21 protein-coding genes are annotated in these 26329 nt (G+C 49.7%); 7 read left to right on the forward strand and 14 right to left on the reverse strand.

Annotated features, from left to right (window positions below; genetic code table 11):
* Nucleotides 1-92: 92 nt before the first annotated feature.
* Genes QQK89_RS01805 through QQK89_RS01820 form a run of 4 tightly spaced genes read right to left on the reverse strand, consistent with a single transcriptional unit; the run spans nucleotide 93 to nucleotide 3434 of the window.
* Nucleotides 93-1052: an LCP family protein gene (locus tag QQK89_RS01805; RefSeq protein WP_284236698.1), complete on the reverse strand. Its 960-nt coding sequence runs from the start codon at nucleotides 1050-1052 to the stop codon at nucleotides 93-95.
* A gap of 28 nt (nucleotides 1053-1080) precedes the next feature.
* The gene (locus QQK89_RS01810) at nucleotides 1081-2295 is read right to left on the reverse strand and encodes a sugar phosphate nucleotidyltransferase (protein ID WP_284236699.1); all 1215 of its coding nucleotides are present in this window, start codon (nucleotides 2293-2295) and stop codon (nucleotides 1081-1083) included.
* Nucleotides 2295-2987: a CpsD/CapB family tyrosine-protein kinase gene (locus tag QQK89_RS01815; protein ID WP_284236700.1), complete on the reverse strand. Its 693-nt coding sequence runs from the start codon at nucleotides 2985-2987 to the stop codon at nucleotides 2295-2297. Before QQK89_RS01815 ends, QQK89_RS01810 begins: the two co-directional genes overlap by 1 nt.
* A 21-nt stretch (nucleotides 2988-3008) precedes the next feature.
* Nucleotides 3009-3434 (reverse strand): PilZ domain-containing protein, encoded by a 426-nt coding sequence (locus tag QQK89_RS01820; RefSeq protein ID WP_284236701.1) that lies wholly within the window; start codon nucleotides 3432-3434, stop codon nucleotides 3009-3011.
* Nucleotides 3435-3681: 247 nt separating this feature from the next.
* Between QQK89_RS01820 and QQK89_RS01825 the strand changes: the two genes are divergently transcribed.
* Nucleotides 3682-4050 (forward strand): helix-turn-helix domain-containing protein, encoded by a 369-nt coding sequence (locus QQK89_RS01825; protein WP_284236702.1) that lies wholly within the window; start codon nucleotides 3682-3684, stop codon nucleotides 4048-4050.
* Between the two features lie 14 nt (nucleotides 4051-4064).
* Here QQK89_RS01825 and QQK89_RS01830 read toward each other — a convergent pair whose 3' ends face one another.
* The 3 genes from QQK89_RS01830 to gltB all read right to left on the reverse strand — a co-directional run bounded on the left by QQK89_RS01830 (nucleotide 4065) and on the right by gltB (nucleotide 10117).
* Nucleotides 4065-4190 (reverse strand): hypothetical protein, encoded by a 126-nt coding sequence (locus tag QQK89_RS01830; protein WP_284236704.1) that lies wholly within the window; start codon nucleotides 4188-4190, stop codon nucleotides 4065-4067.
* A gap of 502 nt (nucleotides 4191-4692) precedes the next feature.
* The gene (locus QQK89_RS01835) at nucleotides 4693-4989 is read right to left on the reverse strand and encodes a hypothetical protein (protein ID WP_284236705.1); all 297 of its coding nucleotides are present in this window, start codon (nucleotides 4987-4989) and stop codon (nucleotides 4693-4695) included.
* A 526-nt stretch (nucleotides 4990-5515) separates the two neighbouring features.
* A complete protein-coding gene (gene gltB, locus QQK89_RS01840) occupies nucleotides 5516-10117 on the reverse strand; it encodes a glutamate synthase large subunit (protein ID WP_284236706.1) in 4602 nt (1533 codons plus the stop codon).
* 395 nt (nucleotides 10118-10512) lie between these two features.
* On the opposite strand from gltB, the gene QQK89_RS01845 reads away from it, so the two are divergent.
* On the forward strand, nucleotides 10513-11781 hold the full coding sequence (locus QQK89_RS01845) for a stalk domain-containing protein (RefSeq protein ID WP_284236707.1): 1269 nt from the start codon (nucleotides 10513-10515) through the stop codon (nucleotides 11779-11781).
* 51 nt (nucleotides 11782-11832) lie between these two features.
* On the opposite strand, the gene QQK89_RS01850 is transcribed toward QQK89_RS01845, so the two are convergent.
* Nucleotides 11833-12222: a kinase-associated lipoprotein B gene (locus tag QQK89_RS01850; protein ID WP_284236708.1), complete on the reverse strand. Its 390-nt coding sequence runs from the start codon at nucleotides 12220-12222 to the stop codon at nucleotides 11833-11835.
* Between the two features lie 342 nt (nucleotides 12223-12564).
* On the opposite strand from QQK89_RS01850, the gene QQK89_RS01855 reads away from it, so the two are divergent.
* From QQK89_RS01855 to QQK89_RS01870, 4 genes are all read left to right on the forward strand, one after another.
* Nucleotides 12565-13680 (forward strand): MGDG synthase family glycosyltransferase, encoded by a 1116-nt coding sequence (locus tag QQK89_RS01855; RefSeq protein ID WP_284236709.1) that lies wholly within the window; start codon nucleotides 12565-12567, stop codon nucleotides 13678-13680.
* Between the two features lie 116 nt (nucleotides 13681-13796).
* Nucleotides 13797-15212, forward strand: a complete 1416-nt coding sequence (locus tag QQK89_RS01860; RefSeq protein ID WP_284236710.1) for an NAD-dependent malic enzyme — start codon at nucleotides 13797-13799, stop codon at nucleotides 15210-15212.
* A gap of 147 nt (nucleotides 15213-15359) precedes the next feature.
* Complete coding sequence (locus QQK89_RS01865; protein WP_284236711.1) at nucleotides 15360-16553, forward strand: acyltransferase; 1194 nt, start codon at nucleotides 15360-15362, stop codon at nucleotides 16551-16553.
* Between the two features lie 27 nt (nucleotides 16554-16580).
* Nucleotides 16581-17435 (forward strand): polysaccharide deacetylase family protein, encoded by an 855-nt coding sequence (locus QQK89_RS01870; RefSeq protein ID WP_284236942.1) that lies wholly within the window; start codon nucleotides 16581-16583, stop codon nucleotides 17433-17435.
* 76 nt (nucleotides 17436-17511) lie between these two features.
* On the opposite strand, the gene QQK89_RS01875 is transcribed toward QQK89_RS01870, so the two are convergent.
* The 6 genes from QQK89_RS01875 to QQK89_RS01900 all read right to left on the reverse strand — a co-directional run bounded on the left by QQK89_RS01875 (nucleotide 17512) and on the right by QQK89_RS01900 (nucleotide 24998).
* Nucleotides 17512-18402, reverse strand: a complete 891-nt coding sequence (locus QQK89_RS01875; protein ID WP_284236712.1) for a cation diffusion facilitator family transporter — start codon at nucleotides 18400-18402, stop codon at nucleotides 17512-17514.
* 572 nt (nucleotides 18403-18974) lie between these two features.
* A complete protein-coding gene (locus tag QQK89_RS01880; RefSeq protein ID WP_284236713.1) occupies nucleotides 18975-20594 on the reverse strand; it encodes an ABC-F family ATP-binding cassette domain-containing protein in 1620 nt (539 codons plus the stop codon).
* 101 nt (nucleotides 20595-20695) lie between these two features.
* A complete protein-coding gene (locus QQK89_RS01885; RefSeq protein WP_284236714.1) occupies nucleotides 20696-21280 on the reverse strand; it encodes an MFS transporter in 585 nt (194 codons plus the stop codon).
* Complete coding sequence (locus tag QQK89_RS01890) at nucleotides 21277-22722, reverse strand: FAD-binding oxidoreductase (protein WP_284236715.1); 1446 nt, start codon at nucleotides 22720-22722, stop codon at nucleotides 21277-21279. Before QQK89_RS01890 ends, QQK89_RS01885 begins: the two co-directional genes overlap by 4 nt.
* 141 nt (nucleotides 22723-22863) lie before the next feature.
* Complete coding sequence (locus QQK89_RS01895; RefSeq protein ID WP_284236717.1) at nucleotides 22864-23934, reverse strand: Gfo/Idh/MocA family protein; 1071 nt, start codon at nucleotides 23932-23934, stop codon at nucleotides 22864-22866.
* Between the two features lie 110 nt (nucleotides 23935-24044).
* The gene (locus QQK89_RS01900) at nucleotides 24045-24998 is read right to left on the reverse strand and encodes an MBL fold metallo-hydrolase (RefSeq protein WP_284236718.1); all 954 of its coding nucleotides are present in this window, start codon (nucleotides 24996-24998) and stop codon (nucleotides 24045-24047) included.
* A 162-nt stretch (nucleotides 24999-25160) separates the two neighbouring features.
* Here QQK89_RS01900 and QQK89_RS01905 point away from each other — a divergent pair, with 162 nt between their 5' ends.
* Nucleotides 25161-26306 carry a virulence factor gene (locus QQK89_RS01905; protein ID WP_284236719.1) on the forward strand — a complete coding sequence of 382 codons (1146 nt, stop codon included), beginning with the start codon at nucleotides 25161-25163 and terminating at the stop codon, nucleotides 26304-26306.
* Nucleotides 26307-26329: the final 23 nt, after the last annotated feature.

A 26329-nucleotide genomic window follows, 5' to 3' on the forward strand; every position in this document is an offset into this window, starting at 1 on the left:
GGATTTATCGAATGTTGTCAATACTTGTATCCTATTTGTCGTCTTTTCTCGTTGTAAGCGTTTACAGCCAAGAAGAAAAAAACAGCGTCCTATTAAGACGCTGGCGCTACCATTTTCATTTGTTCTTTCAGAAGCTCATGTACCCGCTCCCGTTCTTTCTCGCTTACGATCAGATACCATACTTTATTGATCGTACTGCCCGAGCCGCTTATTTCGACCGTATTGATATTGCCCAAATCTTCCCGGTAATCGGTCATGAAGGTTTTCATCTCGTCAAACGTAATGTTTGTCTTTACGCTATTGCCGAGTTCCTTCAGTATTTTTTGGATTTGAGTAATGTTGGAGAACTGAAGCGAGCTCTTCATCACTTCCATCATAATTTCCCGTTGTCTGGCGTTGCGGCCGAGATCCCCTCTTGGATCGTCGTAACGCATTCTGGAAAAACTGAGCGCCTGATCGCCATTTAGCTCAATCAGCCCTTTATCGAATTGATGATCGTCATAATTAAACGCGAACGGATTATTGACTTCAACACCGCCAAGAATGTCAATTAAATGGGCGAAGCCTTCCATGTTAATCCGGATATAATAATCAATAGGATAGTCCAGGAAATGCTCAACCGTATTTTTCGACATGGTAACTCCGCCGAAGGCATAGGCATGGTTGATTTTGTCCGTCGTGCCGTGCCCGATAATATCTGTTCTTGTATCACGCGGAATGTTAAACATGAGGATGGATTTTTTCTCCGGATTAACAGCCAGCACGATCAAGGTATCGGAGCGCCCCCGATCGTTTTCCCGCTCATCAACCCCCATGACAACCACGGTAAATGGATGGCGTTTCTCAATCAATGCCTGGACAGCCTGGTCCTGATTGGCGGTTACCTCAGGATCTTTGCTTACATACGTTGTTGGCGTAATCGGCTCATAGATTTGATCCGCCGTTTTTTTCACCGAACCGTACAAATGCCAGGCATAACCGGCTGTTCCGGCAGCTATAATAACGAATCCGGCCCCAATGCCGATAAGCGCTCTGCGCAAGCCTCGTCTCACACTCCACTACCCCTTTCCTTGCTTGACGCTAACTCGACATTAACGTTCTTACTTCTTCCCAATGATCAGCAAGTACAATTCGGTCATCCTCCGTAAGCGCCGGTCCAATATGAGCCTCCAGAAGGCATATTCCCGATCTGGCCAATAACGTATGTCTTTCTCCGGGGAGGATTTCGACAACGTCTCCTGCCTTCAAGATGCTCCTTTTTTCATTGCGAATGAGCTCACCTACACCGGTTAACAGGGTCCAGATCTTTTTCCGCTTCATATAAAAGGCATAACTTAAACACTCGCCTTCTATCATTTCAAGCTTCCTGGTGATCGATTGTTGCCCGTCATCGCCCGATGTGCAGCTTAGAACGACCGCATTGCCCCATTGGCCGGCTTCATAGCCGGGTACAAGAGGTTTCTGCTCTTCCTCGCTAAGCTTGCGAAGCCGATCGTCGGGTATGGCTTCCTTCCGATTCGCGATAAGAATCCCCGCCGAAGAAACGGCAACTATAATATCGCTTTGCCCCATCATAATTACAGGAACCGCCGAATCATTATAAATAGAAGCGTTTTCTGACAGAACAGCAAGGGAGTTCCAGCTGTTTATGCGATGGAAAGGAAGCTCCGGCATACGGAAGGTAGGACTGCCTTCAAGCAATCGGGAGACGACGCTCTCCAACTTGCCCTGAAGCTCCTCGTAGTGCCGGAACAACTGCTCATAAGCAAGCGGCAGCCCTTCCTCCGTCAAAGCAGAAATAACGCTCTTCAGCTGAAACGCGATAATCCCGCTTGAATCGCTTGTTAATACCCGGCTCAGCTGATGCTTGCGAAGCTGCTCAGGCAACTCCTTCAAAGTCTCAAACCATTCTTCGTCCTCCACGTACAAATCCGCGGGTACGACAGCAATAATCTCATGGAGAGGAATGGCCGCAACGGTGTGGAGATACGAGGCAACAAGCGCAACTGCCGGATTTATGCCCGCAGCTACCGGTTCCTGAATAACGTTCAGGCTCGCCGGGATCTCGTTACGCAAAGCTTCCGTCTGGTGGCGGGAGATCGCTATGAACGTATCCTGATGCAAGCCGACGTTGCCCAGCTGCCTCCAAAGCCTTTTCAGCAAAGACTCTTGTTCACCATTTGTTCCAGGCAGCAAAGGAAGAAGCTGCTTCGCGCGCCGGGCATGCGAAAGCGGCCACATCCGTCTGCCTTGACCGCCGGCTAATAATACGAGTCTCACTTGCTGCTCTCCCATTACATCCTCCTGTTAGTACCGTAATAGGCGTAGTACATCTGGTCCTTGCTGCTTTTTTTCTTGTTGTTCAGTACGACTCCGATCAATTTCGCTTTAACATGCTCAAGACTTGCGTACATTTTTTTCGCTTGCTGGCGTTTGGTCATTCCAACACTGATCACGGCGACCACGCCATCGCATTTGGAAGCAAGTACAAGACCATCCGTCACGATTAATGAAGGCGGTGCATCAAATAGGATCATGTCGTAATGAGCGGACATCTCCTCGATGAGTAGATTCATTTTTTTGGAGCCCAGCATTTCGGATGGATTAGGAGGAGTTGGACCGGATCCGATAAAGAACAAATTATCAACGGAAGTAGAATGTACAGCGTCTTGCCAGTCCGTCTGGTTCGCCAATACATTCGTTAAACCGGTCTGATTGGATAGCGAGAAATACGTATGGAGAGTTGGTTTGCGCAAATCCGCATCAATGAGAAGGACTCGTTTCCCCTCTTGCGAGAAAGCAACCGCCAGATTGGCTATCGTAGTTGTTTTGCCGTCACCGGATTGGCAGGAAGTGACCATTAATGTTTTTACAGGTTCATCAATGGAGGAGAACAGAATATTCGTGCGCAAAGAACGGTAAGCTTCGGAAATCGGCGATTCGGGATTAATCATTGTAATCAGCTTGGATATTTCAACTTGTTGCATGAATGGACCACCTGCCAACTTTTATTGGAGTGCACTATGGTTTAATGCGCGATATAAAGCGTGGATCTTGTGCTGCTGCGGGCTTTGACGAAGAAGTTCCTGATTCAGCATGCGAACCAGCACAGCCCTGAACCGGTATGGAGGATGGAACACAACGCCGTATTCAAACTGGTTATCTCTATTGTTGCGCCATACGACATGTCCGCGAAGATTCAGCACAACGCCTGAGATATTCATTTGAAAATCCAGCAGGTAGTTTTTGCGCACGGGAAAACATAACCCGGACAAAAAACTTAAACCGTGGCGGCTAATATTCAGAATCAGCACCGGGCACGTTGAAGCCGTAAGCAAGAGACCCTGCTCATCCAGCAGACCGGCTCTTGCGGTAATTCCTTCGTGCAGATGGATTCGGATATTAGACCTCGGTATAAAAGGGTCGGCAACCATGTTGAAGCATCTCCTTGCCTCATTTTCAAAGAGAGGAATAAAAGCATCGGGGTGTGTAAATACTATCATCTAATGATACAGTTCGTATCTTTCGTTTCTCTCACTTTACGATACGTTATGTATCATGTCAAGTGTAAATAATGATCACATGGATTTTTTGCGACATTTTGTTGCAACAAATGCAATTCTGACGTTTACGTATTAATATAGGTGTAGCGGAAAGTCAGTCATTTTAGGAGGATATCTGATGAATATAGGGAACCGAATTGCTGGCTTAAGGGAGGAAAGAAAGTGGACACAGGAGCAAACCGCTGCTAAGCTCGGAATATCAAGGGCTGCATTATCTCATTACGAGAAAAACCGCAGAGAGCCTGATACGGAGACACTTGCAAAGTTTGCTGACCTGTATCAAGTAACCATAGATTATTTGGTAGGAAGAACAATGAATACGCAGGCGGCGTTAAGCGAAGATATTCGAAGCTTTGTCGATCATCTGGAGCTGTCCGACGAAGAGCTGCTGGAGAAATACAATTTGAGTGTGGATGGACGCAAACTTACGGCTGAAGAAACGAAACGGTTCATTGCGTTCGTTCGGGCTGAACGCATGATGAATTAGCTCAGCGACAGATGTTAGGGCTGGATTAGATCCGTTGGCCATTTTTCCGGCGGAATATCCAATTGGGTTAATATTTCTCTAATATTTAGCTCAGTACGTTTCTCTTCGGTGCTAGTTGCTTGCATTTCTGCATCTCTCATTTTCTCCGACTCCCTGCTTCTATAAACTAAAACAATAATGTTATTATACCTAACTATATGGCTGGATAATGTCGGAAAGTGTGGTAGGATTAGTTCTATTTTTGTCGAAAATAGGCATTTATGCCCACTTTTTTGTGAAGAATATACACTGGACTCCTCTGGAAGCCTTTGTAAGAATATTTAGAAAATGGTTAGAGAGAGGTTAAGAGCAGTTCGAACTGCTCCTAACCTTTTTTTCATAGATTGAAAATCGGCTGCTATGCAGCCGTGTGTCATGTAGACGAACATCATACATTTCCATCCTATGCAAGTCCCAACGATAAAATAACCGCCTCGAATCGAGGCGGTTATTTTATCGTTGGGACTGAAGGGGTTGTTATAAGCGAAAAAATATTCCCAACATAAGGGCTTCAGTCCATCATAAGTACATTCCTGAGTTAAACAACAAACGGCAGTCAAAAGGCTGCCGTTTGTTGTTTAACTCTAATTGCTATGTATTTGTTTATGCCTTACTATATAAAGTCTCTGCATCTGGATAATTCATCTGTACTAAGCTTCCTACAGCACTCTTTCGTAATTCATCAAGAAGTGGAACAGTTCCTTTATCAGCTTTCTTCAAGGCATTCAAACAACTGGCACACCGTTTGATATTTACATTGTCTGGCTTAAGGTGAATATTATTTTTCAGATACTCACTGATTTCTTTAGCAAACTTAACAAGACTTTTGTTATCCGAACAATTTGCTGCTTCCTTTATACAATTGACAGATTCGTTCCGATCTAATAAATTAATTGCCATAAAACTCAACTCCGTATGAAGATTAATGGTCTTTCTAGACGCATTTCGAACTTTATTCTACTAAAACTTACGCTCTTAATCAAACATTATATTGCCTTCCTAGATCTTCACCATTAAAATGTCCGCTACACATGTATCGTAAAAGCGCAGTATTCCTGTATCTCTTGTTACTATGATTCCTGTGCCTCGAACAAAATGAAATTTACGTCGTTTTCTGAAGACAGCTAGGCCGGGCAATGAAAACGCCCGGCCTGTAATCGCCGCAACTCTCCCCAGGCGTACGGCATTTTGCGAAGCCTGGTTTTTTTGTGTCTTGTAGTGTGGGGCGAAGGGTAGAGGGAAATGTTTCTCCTGGAGGAGCGGAGCGCTCGCCTTTGTCTACACTTAGCAACCTTGATATGTTGTTCAGGCTAAGTGTAGACAACAGCGACCGGAAGGAGAACATTTCCCGCCATCCCTGAGCCATTCCCACACTCCTTCAATACAAAAAACCAGGCCGAGCAATTGCCCAGCCTGGTTCCCACACTTATCCGCCCGTACGAGCCAGCTCTTTCATACTAGCTTCGAACGCTGCAAGGAGTGCTTTATCATCTTTCAAGCCGGCATCTTCCGCTTTTTGGATATGCTCCAGCATTTTCTTGTAATCCTTCGGAATAACCTTCACGAATTTGGCAAGCGATCCTTCCCAATCGTTCAGGACGCGTGTACCAACTGCCGAGCCCGTGTATTCCACATGGCGATCGATCATGCCGCGAAGTTCAGCAACATCTGCTTCTGTCTCGAGACGCTCAAGAAGAACCATCTCGATGTTGCAGTTTTTGTAGAAGTCGCCATGCTCGTCGTAGATGTAAGCAATACCGCCGGACATACCAGCCGCAAAGTTACGGCCCGTGCCGCCAAGGTTAACTACCCGGCCGCCAGTCATGTATTCACAGCCATGATCGCCTACACCTTCAACAACAACCTTCACGCCGGAGTTCCGAACCGCAAAGCGTTCGCCCGCGATACCGCGGATATATACTTCGCCATCCGTAGCACCGTACAGCGCCGTGTTGCCGATAATGACATTCTCTTCGGCTACGAATGTAGCTTTCGGAGACGGAGCAACGATAATTTTACCGCCGGAGAGACCTTTGCCAACATAGTCATTGGAGTCGCCTTCGAGCGAGAGCGTAATGCCCTTCGGAACAAATGCGCCAAAGCTTTGGCCGGCAGTGCCAACGAAGTGGTAGGAGATTGTATCTTCCGGCAAACCTTTTGCGCCGTAACGACGAGTTACTTCGCTGCCGAGGATCGTACCTACTACACGGTTCGTGTTGCAGATCGGGAATGTGCCGCGAACGCGTTCGCCATTCTCCAGAGCTGCTTGTGCACCCGGAACGAGTTCTTGCATGTCGAGCGACAGCTCGAGACCATGGTTTTGCTCTTGTACGTTATGACGCGCAGCGTCTTGCGGTACATCCGGAGAGTGCAGCAGAAGGCCAAGATCGATGCCTTTTGCTTTGTAATGGTCAACCAGGTTTTTCGATTCAAGAATATCGACGCGGCCAACCATTTCTTGAATCGTACGGAAGCCAAGCTCAGCCATAATTTCACGGAGCTCCTGCGCAATGAAGTGAAGGTAGTTCACAACATGGCTAGGATCGCCCATAAATTTAGCGCGAAGCTCTGGGTTTTGAGTTGCAACGCCAACCGGACATGTATCCAGCTGACATACGCGCATCATAACGCAGCCAAGTACAACGAGCGGAGCTGTCGAGAAGCCGTATTCTTCAGCGCCAAGCAAGATTGCGATAGCAACGTCGCGGCCGTTCATCATTTTACCGTCGGTTTCGATAACGACGCGGTCACGCAGGTTGTTCAGCATCAAAGTTTGATGCGTCTCGGCAAGACCAAGCTCCCATGGCAGACCCGCATGGCGGATCGAGTTCATTGGAGATGCGCCAGTACCGCCGTCATAACCGCTGACCATGATTACGTCAGCACGAGCTTTGGCAACACCCGCGGCGATTGTACCTACGCCAACCTCGGATACGAGCTTCACGTTGATACGGGCGCGAGGGTTCGCGTTTTTCAAGTCATGAATCAGCTCCGCAAGATCCTCGATCGAGTAAATATCATGATGCGGAGGAGGCGAGATCAAGCCTACGCCCGGAGTGGAACCACGAACTTCAGCAACCCAAGGATAAACCTTGCGTCCCGGAAGCTGACCGCCTTCACCCGGCTTCGCGCCTTGCGCCATCTTGATTTGAATTTCATCCGCATTAACCAGGTAGTTGCTCGTTACGCCGAAACGGCCCGATGCAACCTGTTTGATTGCGCTGCGGCGGGAATCGCCGTTCGCATCAGGAATGAAGCGCGCAGGATCTTCGCCGCCTTCGCCGGTATTGGATTTGCCGCCAATACGGTTCATTGCGATTGCGAGACTTTCATGTGCTTCTTTGCTGATCGAACCAAACGACATTGCGCCTGTTTTGAAACGTTTGAAGATGGATTCAACCGGCTCTACTTCTTCGATTGGCACCGATTGGCGTCCGTCCTTGAACTGGAGCAACGAACGAAGCATCAGATGTTTCTTGTCTTCGCCTTGTACCATGTTCGAGAACTTCTTGTACAGTTTATAGTCGTTCTTACGGGATGCCATTTGCAGCGTATGAATCGTCTGCGGGCTGAACAAATGGTCTTCGCCGTCTTTACGCCATTGATAATCGCCGCCGGAGTCGAGTTCTTTCTCCCCGCCCTCTTGGTCAGCGTAAGCTTTGTTATGGCATTTCAGCGCTTCTTGAGCGATGATATCAAGTCCGATACCGCCGATACGCGATGGCGTCCAAGTGAAGTACTCGTTGATCAGCTCTTCCTGGAGACCAAGCGCTTCGAAGATTTGCGCGCCGCGGTACGACTGAATCGTCGATATGCCCATTTTGGACAATACTTTGGTTACGCCCTTCGTAGCGGCTTTAATGTAATTCTTAACGGCCTTCTCATGCTTGATATTGCTCAGCATGCCTTGGCGGATCATATCGTCAAGCGTCTCGAATGCCAGGTACGGGTTAACCGCGTTGACGCCGTAACCGAGCAGCAGCGCATAATGATGCACTTCGCGAGGATCGCCGGATTCAAGCAGAATCGCAACCTTGGTTCTTGTGCCTTGACGGATCAAGTGATGGTGCAGAGCGGAAACGGCAAGCAGCGAAGGAATCGCAGCGTTGTCTTTATCCAGACCGCGGTCAGACAAAATAAGAATATTATGGCCTTTATCAATAACGCGGTCTGCCGCTTCGCGCATCAGCTTAAGAGCGGAACGGAGTCCTTTTTCGCCTTCGGCAGCCGGGAAGAAGATCGGAAGCGTAATCGACTTGAAGCCTGGACGGCGTACATGGCGAAGCTTCGCGAATTCTTCGTTGGACAGGATAAACGTATCCAGCTTGATATGGCGCGCGCTTTCCGGTTCAGGCTTCAGCAGGTTGCGCTCAGGCCCGATTGTTGTGCCGACAGCCGTTACGATTTCTTCGCGGATGGCGTCAATCGGCGGGTTAGTTACTTGCGCGAACAACTGCTTGAAGTAGTTGAACAAACGCTGAGGGCGCTCGGACAATACGGCAAGCGGCGCATCGTAACCCATGGACGAGATCGGCTCTTGGCCGCTGCTGGCCATTGGCTCAAGCACTTTGCGAACATCTTCGAACGTATAACCGAAAGCTTGTTGGCGCTGTTGCACCGTAGCATGGTCCAGCTCAGGAAGCTCTGGCGCGTCAGGCAATGCTTCAAGACCGATCAGATGCTCGTCAAGCCATTCGCGGTATGGTTGTTCAGCCGCGATTTGCGCTTTTACTTCCTCGTCGGAAATAATGCGGCCTTCTTTTGTATCTACTACGAGCATACGGCCCGGACGGAGACGGTCTTTGTACAAAATCTCTTCTGGTGCGATTTCGACAGTGCCGGCTTCGGAACCGAGGATGATATGGTCGTCTTTCGTAACATAATAACGGGCTGGACGCAGGCCGTTACGATCGAGGTAAGCGCAGATTTGCGTACCGTTCGTAATCGCCATTGCGGCAGGTCCGTCCCACGGCTCCATCAAAGTGCTGTGGTATTCGTAGAATGCTTTTTTCTCGTCGTCCATGCTCTCATGGTTCGACCAAGGCTCCGGTACCATCATCATCGCAACATGCGGCAAGGAACGGCCGGACAGATGCAGGAATTCAAGGGCGTTATCAAACATCGCCGTATCGGAACCGTCCGGGCTGATTACCGGCTTCACCTTCTCCATGTCTTCGCCGAACAGCTCGGTTTCGAACAACGTCTGACGGGCATGCATCCAGTTGATGTTGCCGCGCAGCGTGTTGATCTCGCCGTTGTGGATCAGATAATGGAAAGGATGCGCGCGCTCCCAGCTCGGGAACGTGTTCGTGCTGAAACGGGAGTGAACGAGCGCCATAGCCGACACGACAGACTCGTCGTTCAGCTCTACATAGAACGAGCGCACTTGTTCGGTAGTAAGCATCCCTTTGTAGACGATCTTTTTGCTCGAAAGGCTGGTGAAGTAGAACATTTCTCCGCCTTCTTTGCCGCCGAAACGGATCGCAATCTCAGCGCGTTTGCGAATAACGTACAGCTTGCGTTCAAATGCCAGCTCATCTTGAAGCTCCGGATTCTTCGCAATAAATACTTGGCGAACGAACGGCTTCACCGACAGAGCGGATTGACCAAGCTTCGAATCATTAGTTGGAACGGTACGCCAGCCAATCAGCGTTTGGCCTTCTTCGCGGATAATGCTCTCCAGCTCACGCTCGAACGAGCTGCGGATCGCTTCATCTTGCGGCATAAACAGCATGCCGACTGCATATTCTCCTTCTTGCGGCAGGTCAATCTCAAGCTTGTTCAGTTCACGTGCGAAGAAATCATGCGGGATTTGAAGCAGAATACCTGCGCCGTCCCCCGTGTTAGGTTCGCTGCCCTGACCGCCGCGATGCTCCATGTTCTCGAGCAAAGTTAGCGCTTGACGGATGACAGTGTGCGATTTTCTTCCCTTGATGTTTGCCACAAATCCCATGCCGCATGCGTCTTTTTCATAGCGCGGATCATATAGACCTTGTTTCGGCGGTAATCCAAAAATTTTCTCTTTCATCGTGTGCAACCTTTCTATCAGAAGATTTTTGGGCAAGCATAGCTCAATAACTGGTTTTGAACGGCAGCAATCGAAGCGCATCGGCTTGTTGCTTGCCGCTCTAGCGAGCTTAAACGTGATGGCTTATGGCAACTTTCCGCGGACACAAACTTTTTCGAAGCTTTTGAAGGAAATTGTTCGTATCTAGTGGAAAATAATTAGTTGCGTGAAGCTTTCGTTTAAGATTGACCATGTTCCGGGCCGTGTTCCGCCATTGCGGTTATTATATTATTTTAACATCAGGCCAAAAGGGAATCAATTTAATATTTTTATGAATGTGATAAAACTTTACTTTACAGCTCATTGTTCGTGTTCTTATACTATGCCTAACATTTTATCAAAAGGAGGATGAACATTTGTATAGCAAATCAAGGAAACTAAGGTCTAGATTCACTTTTTCCGCACTTATTTTTATCATCGTTACCGTATCTGCCTGGGGTGGAAACGGTAACAAAGCAGCTGCGGCGTCCGCATCCGCTCAGCCTGATCCTTATCGGATTGTCGCTTTGGGCGACTCCCTGACGGCCGGTTACGAGCATGGATTCACCGTCAATTCCGTTCCTTACGGTTACGTCGAGCAGGTATATGAACAAGCCCTCTTCCACGGACTTCGCGCCGAGTATGCCAATTACGGCATTATCGGTCTAAAAACCGAAGGCTTGAAGCTGCTGCTTCAAGCCGCCTCGGATGGCCGAACCGTGAAGCCCGATGAAATCCAGGAACAGCTGCAGGACCCGCGCAAGGATACGCTTGTCGGGCAAACGGCACAAATGGCTAAATCCATACGTTCTGCCGATCTTATCGTTCTAACGATCGGAGGTAACGATCTGATTCCGGTGATGAGCAAACTGCTCGATGGAGCAACAAACGAGGAAATTGCCACTTATATCCAAGCTGTGTTGAACCAATATGAAAAAGATCTTGAAACTACAATCCGAACGATCGCCTCTTTGAATCCGAAGGCTCAATTAGTGATGGCAGACCAATATTCGCCGCTTCCTCTGCCCGTCCTAAAAGACGGAGCTGCCCAGCTGCGAAGCAAGCTGGATCAGGTAAGCAGCCGGCTTGGAACTGACGGCATTAAGCTGCAAATCGCGGATGTAAACAGTCTGTTTACCGGCCATGAGGTTGAATATACGTCCATTGCGCAAGGCGACATCCACCCGAACAGGCTAGGTTATGCGGCTATGGGGCAAGCTTTCGCCAAAACGATCTGGGGCGATTACAGGACCGTTCGTCCGCGTTCAGCCGGCAGCCAGATGTCGGTCGTTGTTGACGGCAAGGAGCTTGCCGCCAGCGCAGCCCCTCCCGTACTCCGCAGCAACCGGAGTTTTGTTGCGATGAGGGATATTATTGATGCTCTCGGAACCGGTGCAAAGCTAAGCTGGAGCAACGCTTCCCAAAGCGCCACGATTACTTATAACGGACATAAAGTTGTATTTACGATTAATTCGGCGTACGTGGTAATTGACAATAACAAAGTTAAATTGTCCACGCCGCCCGCGTTCCTGCTCAAGACCGGCAAGGAATCGAAGACCTACCTTCCGCTTGCCGCCTTGTCTGAAGCGCTTGGCCTGCAAGTTACTTACCGCAGTACCTTGCAAACCGCCTTCATCAACAAATAAGACGAGGGCAGTCCGCAAGTTCCCCTTACTATAGTAGAAGCAATTATTCGTTTACTTATATTCCTTCCGCAGTTCCTTAAGCAGCTCCAGCCCGCGCGCGGACCAACGCATCAAACGGTCCAGCGCGGCGATCTGGGCGGATACCGCCTCCTGCAGCGACACATTATAGTCCGGCACTTCCCCTTCAAACGGCTTCAAATCGCGAAGAAGCACATTTGTTTTTTCCGTATAACTGAGCGCCCGTCGTTCATGGAACATCGCCACATCCGGGTTATAAGGATGGTGAAGGTCACCTTGCTCCGGATGCTTCAGTACCGCCAGCACCTTAAACACGGCACGAGGGCTGTTCACCTCAACGATTTCACCGATATACTGCCCTGATCTCACTTCCGCCACGGCGAGTGCGCCGGGCACGATAAATTCACGATTCATTTCTTGCATGTATTTTGTTCCTCCTTAAGCTTAAAGAATTGCTTCGTAAGCAAGTGCTTAAACTGCGAAGCAAGCGCAGCCTTTAATTTCCGTTCACATTTTGCTGAATCGAATGCGCGCTACTTATTTCCAATGTGCTATAATACCGCTTAGTACATCGAACGACTTGTATTCATTGGATAGCCAATACCCTATCATATAAGAATATTTTCGTGCAAATGAACCCATGATGATCCCGTTTGCAGAGCAGTAGCATGTACTGGGACTATTGCACCTGCAACTTCAATAGCAGGATGACTTGTTTTAAATCGAGCAGAGTCGTAATATGGAACTAGAAAAGTAGGTGACATTATGCGTAAGAAAAGAGTGCTCCTGCTCTCCGAAGGATTCGGATCAGGGCACACGCAAGCCGCGCACGCCTTGGCTGCAGGCCTGCGCCAGCTCAACCCGGATATACAGACCCGCGTGATGGAGCTGGGCAATTTTCTTAATCCCGTGCTAGGACCTTTAATCATTTCCGCCTATCGCAAAACGGTCAGCAAGCAGCCCAAGATGGTTGGCTTGATGTACCGCAGCAATTATAAAAAATCGCTAAACCGGTTCATGCAGCTTGCGCTCCACCGTATGTTCTACACCCATACCTCCCAGGTCATCTCCCAATTGAAGCCTGATCTGGTGATCTGCACGCATCCCGTTCCTAATGCGGTTGTCAGCCGGTTGAAGCGGCTTGGGCTAGACATGAAGCTTTGTACCGTCATTACCGATTATGACGCGCATGGCTCCTGGGTGAACCAAGAAGTGAATAACTTTCTCGTATCGTCTTCTCTGGTGAAGGACAAGCTCATTAATCACGGCGTACCCGAAAGCCGTATTAACGTAACCGGCATTCCCGTTCATCCCCACTTCTGGAAAACCTATGATAAAGCCGAGATCAGACAGCAGTTTGGCCTCAAGGAACTGCCTACCGTCCTTATTATGGGCGGCGGCTGGGGACTTATGTACGAGGACAGCCTGCTGGAATACATGACGGAATGGCGCGAGCGGGTTCAATTTATTTTTTGCGTAGGCAACAATGATAAAGTTAAAGAAAAAATGCTCGCGAACCCAAGGTTCCGGCATGAGAACATCCGGGTGATCGGATTCACGAAAGAAGTAAGCAAACTGATGGATGTAGCCGACGTGCTTGTTACGAAGCCTGGTGGTATGACCTGCACGGAAGGCATGAGCAAAGGCATCCCGATGCTGTTCTACGAACCGATTCCGGGACAGGAAGAGCAGAACTGCGAATACTTCATCCAAGGCGGCTTCGGCGAAATGCTGGAGAAAACGGAAACGGTCGACAAATGGATGAAGATGATTCAGCAGCCCGATATTTCGAGCCAATACCGCCAAGCCCTTCTTAACAAAAGAAATGAAGAATACAATCCGCTTACTTGTCCTAAAGCCGTCTTGCAGCTGTTGCAATGACGGCTTTTTGCTTGGACAAATCCTTATCCGTTCGAATAGTACAAACCTTTTCCGGTTATTGTTATTATAGAGATGGAACGTGCGTCGCAGTTGAATAGCAAAGGGAGAGGATTCGGATGAAAGAACGAAGCATGGACGGAAAAACGATCATTCTGCGTCTCGAAATTGATACCCAACAAGCACATTTCGGCAAAGCCGTCACCGCGATTGAAGCGGCAGGCGGAGATATTGTAGCGATTGACGTCATACAAACCGACAAACAAATCAGCATACGCGACTTAACGGTCAAAATTACGGAAGCAGGAGCAGCGGAACGGCTGCAAACCGCCATTCAAAGCGTACCCGGCATTCGGCTCAGACATGTGTCCGACCGTACCTTTCTTCTCCATCTTGGCGGCAAAATTACGATTCAACCCAAAACTCCCATCCAAAACCGGGATGATCTGTCCCGCGTCTATACCCCTGATGTCGCAAGGGTCTGCCAAGCCATTGAAGCGGATCCCAAAAAAGCTTTTACCTTAACCATCAAACGAAACACCGTAGCCGTCGTCTCGGACGGAAGCGCCGTGCTTGGCCTTGGCAATATCGGTCCTTATGCCGCAATGCCCGTTATGGAAGGCAAGGCGATGTTATTCAAGCAATTTGCCGACGTGGACGCTTTTCCAATCTGTCTGGACACCCAGGATACCGAGCAAATTATTGCTTCGATTAAACATCTCGCCCCTGCCTTTGGCGGCATTAATCTAGAGGACATCTCAGCTCCCCGCTGCTTCGAGATTGAACGCAGGCTCCGGGATGAACTCGATATTCCCGTCTTCCACGATGACCAGCACGGCACCGCCGTCGTTCTGTATGCCGGACTTCTAAATGCCCTTAAGCTGACGAAACGCAAAATCGAGGATACGCGGTTTATCATTTGCGGAATCGGAGCAGCCGGGACAGCATGCACAAAAATGCTGCTTGCAGGCGGCGCCAAACATATCGTTGGCGTGGATCGCGAAGGGATCTTGACCGCCGACCGTACTTACTCCCATCCCATGTGGCAATGGTATGCAGAAAATACCAATGACGACCGAATTAGCGGAGGTCTAAAAGAAGCGCTCCTAAATGCCGATGTATTTATAGGGGTATCCGCAGGCGGCATATTGACCAGAGAGCATATCCAATCGATGGCTCCTGATCCAATCGTGTTCGCCATGGCAAACCCCGAGCCTGAAATCCGGCCCGAGCTTGCCGAAGATATCGTCGCCGTCATGGCTACGGGAAGGAGCGATTATCCAAACCAGATCAACAACGTCCTTTGTTTCCCCGGCATTTTCCGCGGAGCGCTGGACAGCCGTGCGGTTACCATCAATGAACAAATGAAGCTTGCCGCTGCTGAAGCTATCGCCTCTGTCATAGGCGAAGACGAGCTGAGCCGATTGTATATTATCCCAAGCGTCTTTAATACGAAAGTGGTAGAAGAAGTACGCCGCAGGGTCATCCAAGCCGCGCTGGACAGCGGCGCTGCCCGTAGAAGGCCACGGGAATAAACCCTACCGAAGACAAATAAAAAACAACAATTTGTCTTGATCTCAACTGGGAGATTAAGACAAATTGTTGTCTCTGCCTATTCGTTTATACTATAATAACTAGGTTATGAGTTTAATAGCATAAACCATAGGAAGGATGTCTATCGAATGGCTACGGCTTCTCCATCTCTGCAGAAAAGGGACAATATTCCCGAACTGTCTATCGTACGGGCAATGGCTATTATAGGTGTTCTGTCCGTTCACTCGACTTCATTTGCTACCGTTGATATGGTTAATTCCAATTACTTTTTTCTCTATAATTTCTTCAATATTTTTATGAAGATCGGCACAACAACGTTTATCTTTTTAAGCAGCTTTGTCCTTTTCTACAACTACTATACCAGGCCTTTGGACAAGCAATTGCTCGGCAGTTTCTATAAAAAGCGGCTGCTCTACATTATTATTCCTTATCTTGTATTCTCGCTGTTTTATTTCGCCATCTTGCATTTCTATTATTATTCCGACCGCTCTCTATCCGTTGAAGTTCATAATTTCATAGATAAAGTGCTGACCGGCAAAGCGTATACGCATCTGTATTTCGTGTACATCAACATTCAGTTCTATCTGATGTTCCCATTGTTCCTGTGGCTGATGAAGAAATTCCCCCGCACGGTCAAATGGGCGATTCCGGCAGGTTTTGCTCTGCAGTGGGGCTTTTTCATGCTTAACAAATACGGCCTCGAGACACCGGTTCCCAATCGGGGCAGCTGGTCGTTCTCGTATTTCTCGTATTATTTGCTTGGCGCGACTCTAGGAATCTACTATCCGAAAATAAAAGAATGGGTTATTATCGCAAGAAATCATGCTACAACAGCCCGTGTCCTTACATGGATCGCCTTGTGGGCGTTGTGGATCGCAGCCGGCTTAACCCATGTGTACTTGTATTATGAAACAAGACTGCACAAGGCTTCGTTTAATACTACATTGTTCGATCTTGTCTGGAATATTCATGGGGTGCTGACAGCCCTTGTATTGATCCAAATTGCGTTTATTTTATCCCGCCAGCTGCCTAAGGTCCTCACCCGGCTGATTGCAAGGCTTGGCGCATTATCGTTTGGCGTGTATCTGATTCATCCATTTTTCCTGCTCGTCTACAGGCAATACCCGCTTCATACGGGAACCGCGTGGCTGCTGCATTTATGGTATCTCGGCGGCTTCGTACTTGCCCTTATCGGATCTTGGATCGTGGTTGGTTTCTTTGCCCGTTATGTGCCTTTTAACTGGATCGCCTTCGGCAATCTGCCTAAATCGAAAAAACGGCCTTCTCAGCCGGTAGTTCCAGAAAGACAGCTGGACGCGTAATCATCGTAGGAGGAATCTGATGTGAGAATGAAAGTGATTGCTGCTCTCCTCGTCATCGCACTCGCGATCACTTGGCCGGTGTCCCAATACCATCTGAATGCGGCTTCTAACAAACCCGGACACTATAAAAATAAGGTTATCGTTCTCATGTATCATCATATCGATGAGAAAGAAAGCGGAGCTACGATATCGCCCAGCCGTTTCGGCACGCACATGAAGCTGCTGAAAGAGAACGGCTATAATGTGATTAGCGTGGATCAGTTCGCACAGTTCATGGAGCATAAGGCGAAGGTACCGGACAACGCGGTTGTAATTACGTTTGACGACGGCTACGAAAGCTTTGACCAATATGCGGTTCCGATATTGAACAAATACGATTTTGTTGCTACACATTTCGTAATCGGATCAAGCAGCGACAACCAAAACGTTCACACCAAGCATTTGACTTGGGACACGATGCGGAAGCTTAAGGCCGAAGGATACAGCTTCTACAGTCATACGTATGACCAGCATGGTTATGCTCCGCTCGATAAACGAGGCAAGAAAACAGGGCCTAAGCTGAGCAATCCGATCTACCTACCCGATAAGGGCCGGGTGGAAACCAAGAAGGAATACTTAACTCGCGTAGGAAACGATGCTCAGTTCATGGAGAAACGGCTTAAGGAAGAGCTGAACAATACGAACCAGATGATCGCCTTCCCGTTTGGCGCCTTTAACTCCTCGGCCAAGCAGCTTGAGAAAAACGCTGGCGTTACTTTATTCTTCACCACTCGCCCGGGCATTAACAGACCGGGGTCGGATGAAGTAATGCGCCTGAACGCGGGAACACCGACACTTACGGCTGACAAATTCCTCAGCATGATGAAGAAATACGGAAGATAATGCAAAAGAACAAAACGGTACAAGGATGATCCTTGTACCGTTTTTATTTACCCGCTTTCGCTTTGGTTCAAACAAGTTATTGAACAGGGCTAGACGCGATCATATCTTGTGGCTCCACATGTACGTGAACGCTCATAATATTATGTTTGCGCTCCATCAACTGCTCGATTTCATCGCTGATCCGATGGCTTTCGATTAAGGAAAGGGCCGGATCCACCTGCACGATGACATCAATCAGAACATTACTCCCATGAACGCGGGCTTTAATGTCTTTGATGGATTTCACTCCTTTGGTGCTCTCAATCGTGGAACGCAACGTCATAAGCCTATTGGCGTCAAAACCGTCCGTCAAAGCATGGGTCGAGCTGTAGAAGATGTCCCAGGCTGTCTTGCAGATGATCGCGCCCACTAGAAGAGCGGCTACCGGATCAAGCCACGGCAAGCCAAACTGGGCACCGATAATGCCTACGGCCGCTCCGGTACTGACCAGCGCGTCGGATAAGTTATCTTTTGCCGCTGCATGAAGGGCCTGATTATTGATCCGGTTCGCTAGTCTCCGATTGTAGTAATAGACGGCTCCCATACATACCGCAGCAAATAAAGCGACCCAAGCCGAATTCAGATCGGGTACAGTCTGCTCGCCTTTGAATAAGGAACGTACCGTATTGATAATAACCTGCAGGCCAACGGTAGCCATAATAAACGAAGCAATAAGCGCGGCGATCGTCTCCGCGCGAAAATGTCCATAAGGATGGTCTTTATCGGGCGGCTTCTGGGAGATGCGCAGGCCGATGAGCACGGCTATCGATGCTATAATATCCGTCAGGTTGTTATAACCGTCCGCTACGAGCGCTCCCGAGGCGAACCAATAGCCAGCGCCAAGCTTGATGGCCGACAGACCGATATACGCGCCGATGCTGACCAAAGCTCCCTTCTCGCCCTGCTTGATCTCTTCATACTGGTTCATTTCTTCCCCTAACCTCATTTCTTCATTAATCCATAATTTATAGTATGAATAATCATACCGGATCGAATTCATGTGGGTCTAGAGAAACAGTCTTTACCAGATGCGCGCATTTATGCACGGATGCAACTCTCGGCAAAAAATAAGGGCCCTCAGGCTAAACAGCAGCCTGCGCATTAAATGTTCTTCCGATCGCCATTGCTCAGGGATTCCTTCGAATCAACGAGGTATGGTTGGTATCCCTTCACAAAAGCGAACGCTTCAAAGCTTTCTGAAAGAAAGCTACTTCGTAAGCATGAGCTTCGCTTCTCCAGAATCATTTAATGCTCCGTCTGCCCTTAACCTGTTCATAGAATGCTCAAACAAAGATTCGTGGACATATGCAGCAGGACAGAAACTGCTGTTTCACAATAAAAGCAAAAGCTTAACCAAGAGCGGATACGAGAACATTACTCGCAACTACTTGCTGAAGAAAGCAGCAAGAGCAAAAATAGCACTGCAAGGGTAACTCCCCTGCAGTGCTATTTTCATAAAAAGCATTTTACTTACCTATGCGAGCCATCTTTACAGTTCGATTAAACGGCGTACATACGCTCACGAAGGGCTTTGACCTCTTCGCTCTCGAGGTACTCGTCATAAGTCATCATTCTGTCGATCAAGCCATTAGGCGTAATCTCCATAATGCGGTTTGCAATCGTTTGGACAAACTGATGGTCATGCGATGTGAACAGAACCGTACAGTCTGTATCTGTCAGACCATTGTTGAGCGCTGTGATGGACTCAAGGTCCAAGTGGTTGGTAGGCTCATCAAGGACAAACACGTTTGCGCCGCTGAGCATGATTTTGGACAGCATGCAACGCACTTTCTCGCCACCGGACAGAACGGATGCTTTCTTCATCGCATCGTCGCCGGAGAAGAGCATACGGCCGAGGAAGCCGCGGATAAACGTCTCGTCCGGATCCTTGGAATATTGGCGAAGCCATTCCACGAGGTTCAGTTCCACGCCGTCGAAGTAAGGCGCGTTGTCTTTCGGGAAGTAGCCTTGCGTTGTTGTAACACCCCATTGATACGTACCGGCATCTGCTTCCAGCTCGCCCATCAGCAATTGGAACAGAACCGTCTTCGGAAGGCCGTTAGGTCCAACAAAAGCGATTTTGTCGCCTTTGTTCACGGCAATCGTCAGGTTATCAATAATTTTCTCGCCGTCGATCGTCTTCGACAGGCCTTCAACAAGCAGCAAAGATTTGCCCGCTTCGCGCTCGCCTTTGAAGTGAATGAACGGATATTTGCGGTTCGACGGACGAATGTCGTCGAGCGTAATTTTGTCGAGCAATTTTTTACGCGAAGTCGCTTGCTTGGACTTCGATTTATTCGCGCTAAAGCGTTGAATAAACGCTTGAAGTTCTTTGATCTTGTCTTCTTTCTTCTTGTTCTCGCCGCGTTGAAGCGCGAGAGCCAGCTGGGAAGACTCGTACCAGAAGTCGTAGTTGCCCACGTACATTTGGATTTTGCCAAAGTCGATGTCCGCAATATGCGTACATACGGTGTTCAGGAAGTGACGGTCATGGCTGACTACCACAACGGTGCCTTCGTAGCCGGACAGGAAATCTTCCAGCCAACGGATCGATTCGATGTCCAAGTGGTTGGTAGGCTCATCGAGGAGCAGAATGTTCGGTTCGCCGAACAACGCTTGCGCGAGCAATACGCGGACTTTCTCGTTGCCGCCAAGCTCCGCCATTTGCTTGTCATGCAGATCCGGAGTGATGCCAAGGCCGTTCAGCATCTCGGCTGCTTGCGATTCCGCTTCCCAGCCGTTCATGTCGGCGAATTCAGCCTCAAGCTCGCCTGCGCGCATGCCGTCTTCGTCCGTGAAGTCCGTCTTTGCATAGAGCGCGTCCTTCTCTTTCATGACGTCATACAGCTTCTTGTGGCCCATGATAACCGTCTCGAGGACGTTGAACTCATCGTATTCGAAATGGTTCTGTTTCAATACGGCAAGTCGTTCGCCCGGCGTAATATGAACTTCGCCGCTCGATTGTTCAACCTCGCCGGAGAGAATTTTCAGAAACGTCGATTTACCTGCGCCGTTCGCGCCAATCAAGCCATAGCAGTTGCCTGGCGTAAATTTAATATTTACATCTTCGAACAATGGCTTCTTCCCGAAGCGAAGCGTTATGCCGCTTGTACTAATCATTGTATTTAATCCCGTCCTTCTTTTCCAAACTCGTTTTTATCTCGAACCATTATACCACAGTCTGAACGTTCAATTACACCCAAAAGGCAAAAAGATGCCAATTAGCCGTTGACGGATTTTGTCTTTTGCGCTTGGACGGATTCTTTTCCCCTGTCGGCCTTTTGCATCCGCCAAACCGCCCAGGCACTTGCTGCATAGACCAAAGCGCTGAAATAGAACAATACGTTTATAGTCAGCCAATCGATTAAATAGCCGCCAAGCACAACCGCAATCCCAGAGGCTACCGTCGTCCAGAAATGATAGTTGCCGATTGCGGCGCCACGGCCGCCAGGAATGGTATAATCGGCGAGCAGTTGTCTCTCGCTCATCTTCTGCATGGCGTTGCAGATCCCCATAAGAAGCTGCAGCAAGAGAACCACGCTATAAGACATGACCCATGGAAAAGCAAGCATGGCCGCCATCATCCCCATCGAACTCGCAATCAGCATTCTCTGGCTATATCGGTCGAGACGGGGAGCCAGCCATTGGGACACGAGAGCGGAACTGATCGTAAAGACGGCAAACGCCAGGCCGTATTTCGAATAACTGTTGCCGAGATTTTTCAAGAACAGCAAATAATAAGGATAGATCATTCCCGATGCAAGCGTGACCAAGCTCTGCGAACGAATAAGCCAACTTAAATTCATTCCGCTCCCCCTCCCTTGTATTGCTCATAGAACGTATTCATAAACAGCTCCCCCGGATCGTATTGCAGCTTTTTTTGGAAAAACAGCCGGTATTCCGGGTATGCCGCCCTAAACTGTTCAAGGCTTGGATAACCCGCATAAGGCAAATAATAAGTTCCCCCGCGGCTTATCGCTTCGTCTACGATCTGCCTGACGGACTGTTCCATATGACTTTGCCCTTTCGAGGATAAAGGCACGTTAAACAGGCAAACCAGAGCAAACATATCTTGCTTGGCGTAGGAGAGGACCGCTTCGTTATCTTCGTTCACGTACCGTACGGTAATGTTGAGCAGGTTAAGATTCTCCGAGCGTACGATCTTCCCCATGGCCTCTACAAAGTCGTCGAACTGCCGAACTGGTATAAAATATTCCTGCAAAAGGTCGCTGCTATCCGGCTGATCATACTCCATGAACTGCCAAGCCGCGCGCATCGCGTTATTGCGGCTGATCAGCTCACCTGACTCTTCGGTGAAAAATGCCGTCTGCAGATCCCAAGTTAGCGTCTTGCCCCAATCAAACGACCGGTTCAGTTGAAAGAGCAGTTTGCCAGGCGCGGTCCAGGGCTCGCGTACGGTTAGCTTGCTGTATTTCTCTAGCGGCTCAGAATGGTCTAAAGTGTAATTTTTCGCAAACATCTCCGTCAAGAAGCTGCCTCGCGATACCGAAATGCGCGCAATATGCATGCGGATATCCGGATTGGTCTTAACCTCCTGCATGAAATACCGTACATAATCCGCGGTTGGCATGGTTTCCGTATTTACGGAATACAGCTCGTCATCATCCAGCAGCAGAGTAACATCCAAAATAATGCCAAACAGTCCGTAGCCGCCCAGAGCAAGCGGGAACAGCTCGGCATTCTCCGAGTGGCTGACCTGCTTGATCTGTCCGTCAGCCATCAGCAGCCGGAAGGAATCAACGCTTTTGATCATCGAACCGTTCCGAATGTCTCTCCCATGCGCATTAACGCTGATCGAACCGCCAACCGTAAACGTATTTTGCGATTGCATCGTGCGGACGGCAAGGCCGTAACGGTTAACGGCCTCCTGAATATCCTCCCAGGTCGCGCCCGCTTGCACCGTTATTTTCTTATGCTCCCGGTCGATGGACAAAATCCGGTTGTAGCCCGTCATATCGACTACGATTCCGTCCTTGTAGTAGGTATGTCCGCCTTGGCTATGCCGCTGACCGGCGATCGATACCTTCAGATGTTGCTTTCGCGCATCCTGAAGCAAGTGGATTAATTGCGTCTCCTCTTTCCCCTTCACCACGCGTTCCACCTTCACCGGATGCAAACGGCTGTAATCCGTCACCAGATAAGGGTTCTGGTCAGCCGAACTTGTTCTGAAGTAGGTAATCACGCTAAGTGCAATAAGCAGCGTAATTGCAATCGTTTTTTTGGCCAAACCCTTCACCTCGGTCTAACAGCTTGTCCTCATTGGAACATTTTTGAAACTTTTCCGTCAACTACAAATTCTATGAGCACAAAAAAAGAGCCGTCTCATCAGCCATAAAGATGACTGTGAGACAACCCTTGTTCCTTGCCCTTAATCCCAGTGCAGCTTCACTTCGTTGCCGGTACGGGACGATTCGTAGATCGCATCCAGGATGCGGCTGTTCGTGTAGCCGGACAACGCGGACGAGATCGGTTCCTTGCCCTCGACGATACATTCGATGAAATGCTTGCTCAAGAGCACGCGGTCTTCCTCGCCATCCAACGGCTCAATAACCGTCTCAACCACTTCGTCGCCTTCATGCGTTACGAATTTGCCGTCGCTGCCAATAAGCGCCGCTCCGCCTTCCTTGCCCATCAGATGGACAAACGGATCTTGGCTGAGGCCAGCCGCGTGAGCCGCCCAGCTGACTTCCAGCGACAGAGTTGCGCCATTGTCCAGCTTGATCAATGCAGTCGCAAGATCCTCTACATCGTAATAGCCATCCCAGTTCGGAGTACCCCAAGTGCCTATGCCGCGGCGCTCCGGACCAAACTCGGCGTAGGTGGAGCCGTATACGGATACCGGCTTGGGATTGCCCATCAAATACAAGGACAGGTCCAGCATATGAACGCCGATATCGATAAGCGGGCCGCCGCCTGCCATGTCTTTGCGCGTGAACCAGGAACCCCAGCCCGGAATTCCCTTTTTGCGGAACCAACCGGTCTTTGCGTTATAGATCAGGCCCAGATCGCCGTTCTCCACGCGTGCTTTAATGGCGCGGTTAATGCCGGTCCAGCGCATTTGCTGCGCCATCATCAGCACTTTGCCGGAAGCCTTTTGCGCTTCATAGATCGTACGGGCCGCTTCGGCATCAATAGCCATCGGTTTTTCAAGCAATACATGCTTGCCCTGTTTCAACGCTTCAATGGCAAGCGGAGCATGGAATTGGTTCGGTACGCCTATAACAACGGCATCAATCGCCGGATCTTCCAGCATGGCTTGCGGATTCTCATGAACCGTCTGAATGCCGAACTCTTCTGCTCTTTGCGAAGCAAGCGGCAGATAAGCGTCGGTAATCGCGGTTACATAAACCGATTCCGCGCCTACCTTCGCGAACGTTTCCAAATGGACTTTACCAATAGCTCCTGCACCAATTATGCCAAGACGAATAGGCTGACTCATGTTTCCAGTTCCTCGTTTCCAATCGAAATATTATCGAAATATAAGATAAGTATAGCTCTCCGGCCTAGTAGAGTCACTGTCCTTATTTGGCTTCCTTTTGTTCTCGTTTGCTATTGTTCGGACGATGGATAACGCCAAGTCTGGCCATGCGGCAGCACGATGACCTGGTCTTCATCCAATTCCCTGCGAAGCCGTTCGTTCTCCAGCCGGTCGAGCGCCTCGCGAGGCGTGTCGTCAGCCAGCTTGAACGCGCCGTAATGCATCGGTACAAACCGCTTAGCCCCGGTATCTTCAAACGCTTGCAGCGCCTCCTCCGGCGTCACATGCTGCGGCCCCATGAACCATTCCGGTTCATAAGCGCCAATAGGCATAAGAGCGACATCTATATTGAAACGGTTGCCAATCTCCTTGAAGCCCGGAAAATAACCGCTGTCGCCTGCGAAATAGATCGTCGGATCATCGGAATCCTTCTCCGCTGGCTCCATCACCCAGCCGCCCCAATGGGAACTGTTCGTATCCCACAGGTTGCGGCGGGTCCAATGCTGGGATGGCACGAAGGTAATCCGGATGCCGTCGATCACAATCGACTCCCACCAATGCAGCTCCTTAATATTCGTGAAGCCTTTAAGCCTAAGCTTCGTGCGAAGCCCGGCCGGCACCAGAAGCATCTTGCTGCCCTGAAGCCTGCGAAGCGATTGAATATGAAGATGATCATAATGGGAATGGGAAATGAGAACGATGTCAACCGGGGGTACGTCGTCAATCGGTATCCCCGGCGGCGCCAAGCGTCTCTGGAAAGCCATCTGCCCGGACCATACCGGATCGGTCATTATATTTTTCCCGGCAAGCTGGATCAGAAACGTGGAATGCCCCACCCATGTCAGGGACGGAACTTCCCGGTTCCGGTGCAGAAAGTCCAGGTCAGGTTCTACGTTTGGAACCGCATAGGAATAATCTTTTGTTTTTATTTTACGAAGCCGCTCCTGCCGCCATCGTTTCAAGTGCTTGATGGAATTATGCAGCTGTACGGGCTCGCTGTTCGTAAATTTTTTTGGCTGCCTCAACTGTTCATCCCTCCTGATTGTATAGCCCTGTTACTTAAAGATACCAACTTGGGAATGTCCAATCAACCGTCGAAGATGGTCAGGCCTTATTCGCGTAAGCAGTTTTTTTCATGTAAACTATGATTATTAGCTCAAGTTAGTGAACGGGAGGCGCAAATATTAATGAAACTTATTTCGATCGAACCAACCCCAAGTCCAAATTCCATGAAGCTGAACGTGGATGAGCCGCTTCCGCGCGGCGTCAGACAATCCTATACAAAAAAAGAAATCGAACAAGCGCCGGAGCCGCTGAAGGCACTCCTCGCCATCGAAGGCGTGCGGAGCATATTCCGCACGGCGGACTTTATCGCGCTTGACCGCATCGCCAATGCGGACTGGGCGCGTATCCTCGCCGATGCCAGAGCATTGTTGCAAGGCGGAACGGAAGGCGACTCCGCGGCGGGAGCCGCCCTTGCCGCCGAGAGTTACGGCGAGGCCCATGTGCTTGTGCAAATGTATCGCGGCATTCCGATTCAGGTGCGCGTGAAAAACGGCGAGCGCGAAGCCCGCTCCGCGCTGCCGACAAAATTCACCGACGCCGTAACCGAAGCGGCAGGCGCTTCGATGATCCGCGAACGGAGGCTCGAGGAGTTTGGCGTCCGTTACGGCGAGCTCGAAGAGATTGCTGCCGAAATTGTGAAGGAGCTCGAGGCGGCCTATACGCCAGATCGGCTTCAAGAGCTAATCGCGGCTGCCCAGGCTCTTGGTCCTGGCGAGGAGTCGGCAGCGCCGGCCAGACCGGCTCCGCTTACCGCAGACGAGATTGAGAAGCGCTTCGAATCGCCGGAATGGCAGGTTCGTTACGCCGCGTTAGAACGCATGGCGCCGGAGGCGGAACTGCTGCCCCTCATTGCCAAAGCGCTGCATGACGAGAACATGTCGATTCGCCGGCTTGCCGTCGTATACCTCGGAGACCTCCGCACGCCGGAAGCCATGCCTTACTTATTTGAAGCGCTGCGCGACAAATCCGCATCCGTTCGCCGCACGGCCGGCGATACCTTGTCCGACTGGGGCGATCCGGCAGCAACCGGCCCGATGATTGAATCGTTGCGCGACCCTAATAAGCTTGTCCGTTGGCGCGCGGCCCGTTTCTTGTACGAAGCAGGCGACGAGAGCGCCGTAGAAGCGCTGCGCGAGGCCGCCAAAGACGCCGAGTTCGAAATCCAGCTGCAGGCTCAGATAGCGCTCGAGCGGATTGAACGCGGCGAAGAGGCCGCCGGATCGGTATGGCAGCAAATGACCGCCGCCCGTAACCGCGAGCAGCAATAAGCCTAATAAGCCCTATATAAGTC

Origin of the sequence: Paenibacillus glycanilyticus (assembly GCF_030161375.1) — a bacterium.
GTDB lineage: Bacteria > Bacillota > Bacilli > Paenibacillales > Paenibacillaceae > Pristimantibacillus > Pristimantibacillus glycanilyticus_B.

Excerpts from the sequence above, each read along its gene's own strand:
- QQK89_RS01810 (WP_284236699.1), bottom strand. The coding sequence starts at position 2,295 with ATGGGAGAGCAGCAAGTGAGACTCGTATTATTAGCCGGCGGTCAAGGC.
- gltB (WP_284236706.1), bottom strand. The coding sequence starts at position 10,117 with ATGAAAGAGAAAATTTTTGGATTACCGCCGAAACAAGGTCTATATGAT.
- QQK89_RS01820 (WP_284236701.1), bottom strand. The coding sequence starts at position 3,434 with ATGGTTGCCGACCCTTTTATACCGAGGTCTAATATCCGAATCCATCTG.
- QQK89_RS01905 (WP_284236719.1), top strand. The coding sequence starts at position 25,161 with ATGAAACTTATTTCGATCGAACCAACCCCAAGTCCAAATTCCATGAAG.
- QQK89_RS01885 (WP_284236714.1), bottom strand. The coding sequence starts at position 21,280 with ATGAATTTAAGTTGGCTTATTCGTTCGCAGAGCTTGGTCACGCTTGCA.
- QQK89_RS01895 (WP_284236717.1), bottom strand. The coding sequence starts at position 23,934 with ATGAGTCAGCCTATTCGTCTTGGCATAATTGGTGCAGGAGCTATTGGT.
- QQK89_RS01835 (WP_284236705.1), bottom strand. The coding sequence starts at position 4,989 with ATGGCAATTAATTTATTAGATCGGAACGAATCTGTCAATTGTATAAAG.
- QQK89_RS01875 (WP_284236712.1), bottom strand. The coding sequence starts at position 18,402 with ATGAACCAGTATGAAGAGATCAAGCAGGGCGAGAAGGGAGCTTTGGTC.
- QQK89_RS01850 (WP_284236708.1), bottom strand. The coding sequence starts at position 12,222 with ATGCAAGAAATGAATCGTGAATTTATCGTGCCCGGCGCACTCGCCGTG.
- QQK89_RS01815 (WP_284236700.1), bottom strand. The coding sequence starts at position 2,987 with ATGCAACAAGTTGAAATATCCAAGCTGATTACAATGATTAATCCCGAA.
- QQK89_RS01880 (WP_284236713.1), bottom strand. The coding sequence starts at position 20,594 with ATGATTAGTACAAGCGGCATAACGCTTCGCTTCGGGAAGAAGCCATTG.
- QQK89_RS01860 (WP_284236710.1), top strand. The coding sequence starts at position 13,797 with ATGAAAGAACGAAGCATGGACGGAAAAACGATCATTCTGCGTCTCGAA.
- QQK89_RS01825 (WP_284236702.1), top strand. The coding sequence starts at position 3,682 with ATGAATATAGGGAACCGAATTGCTGGCTTAAGGGAGGAAAGAAAGTGG.
- QQK89_RS01830 (WP_284236704.1), bottom strand. The coding sequence starts at position 4,190 with ATGAGAGATGCAGAAATGCAAGCAACTAGCACCGAAGAGAAACGTACT.
- QQK89_RS01870 (WP_284236942.1), top strand. The coding sequence starts at position 16,581 with ATGAAAGTGATTGCTGCTCTCCTCGTCATCGCACTCGCGATCACTTGG.
- QQK89_RS01865 (WP_284236711.1), top strand. The coding sequence starts at position 15,360 with ATGGCTACGGCTTCTCCATCTCTGCAGAAAAGGGACAATATTCCCGAA.
- QQK89_RS01855 (WP_284236709.1), top strand. The coding sequence starts at position 12,565 with ATGCGTAAGAAAAGAGTGCTCCTGCTCTCCGAAGGATTCGGATCAGGG.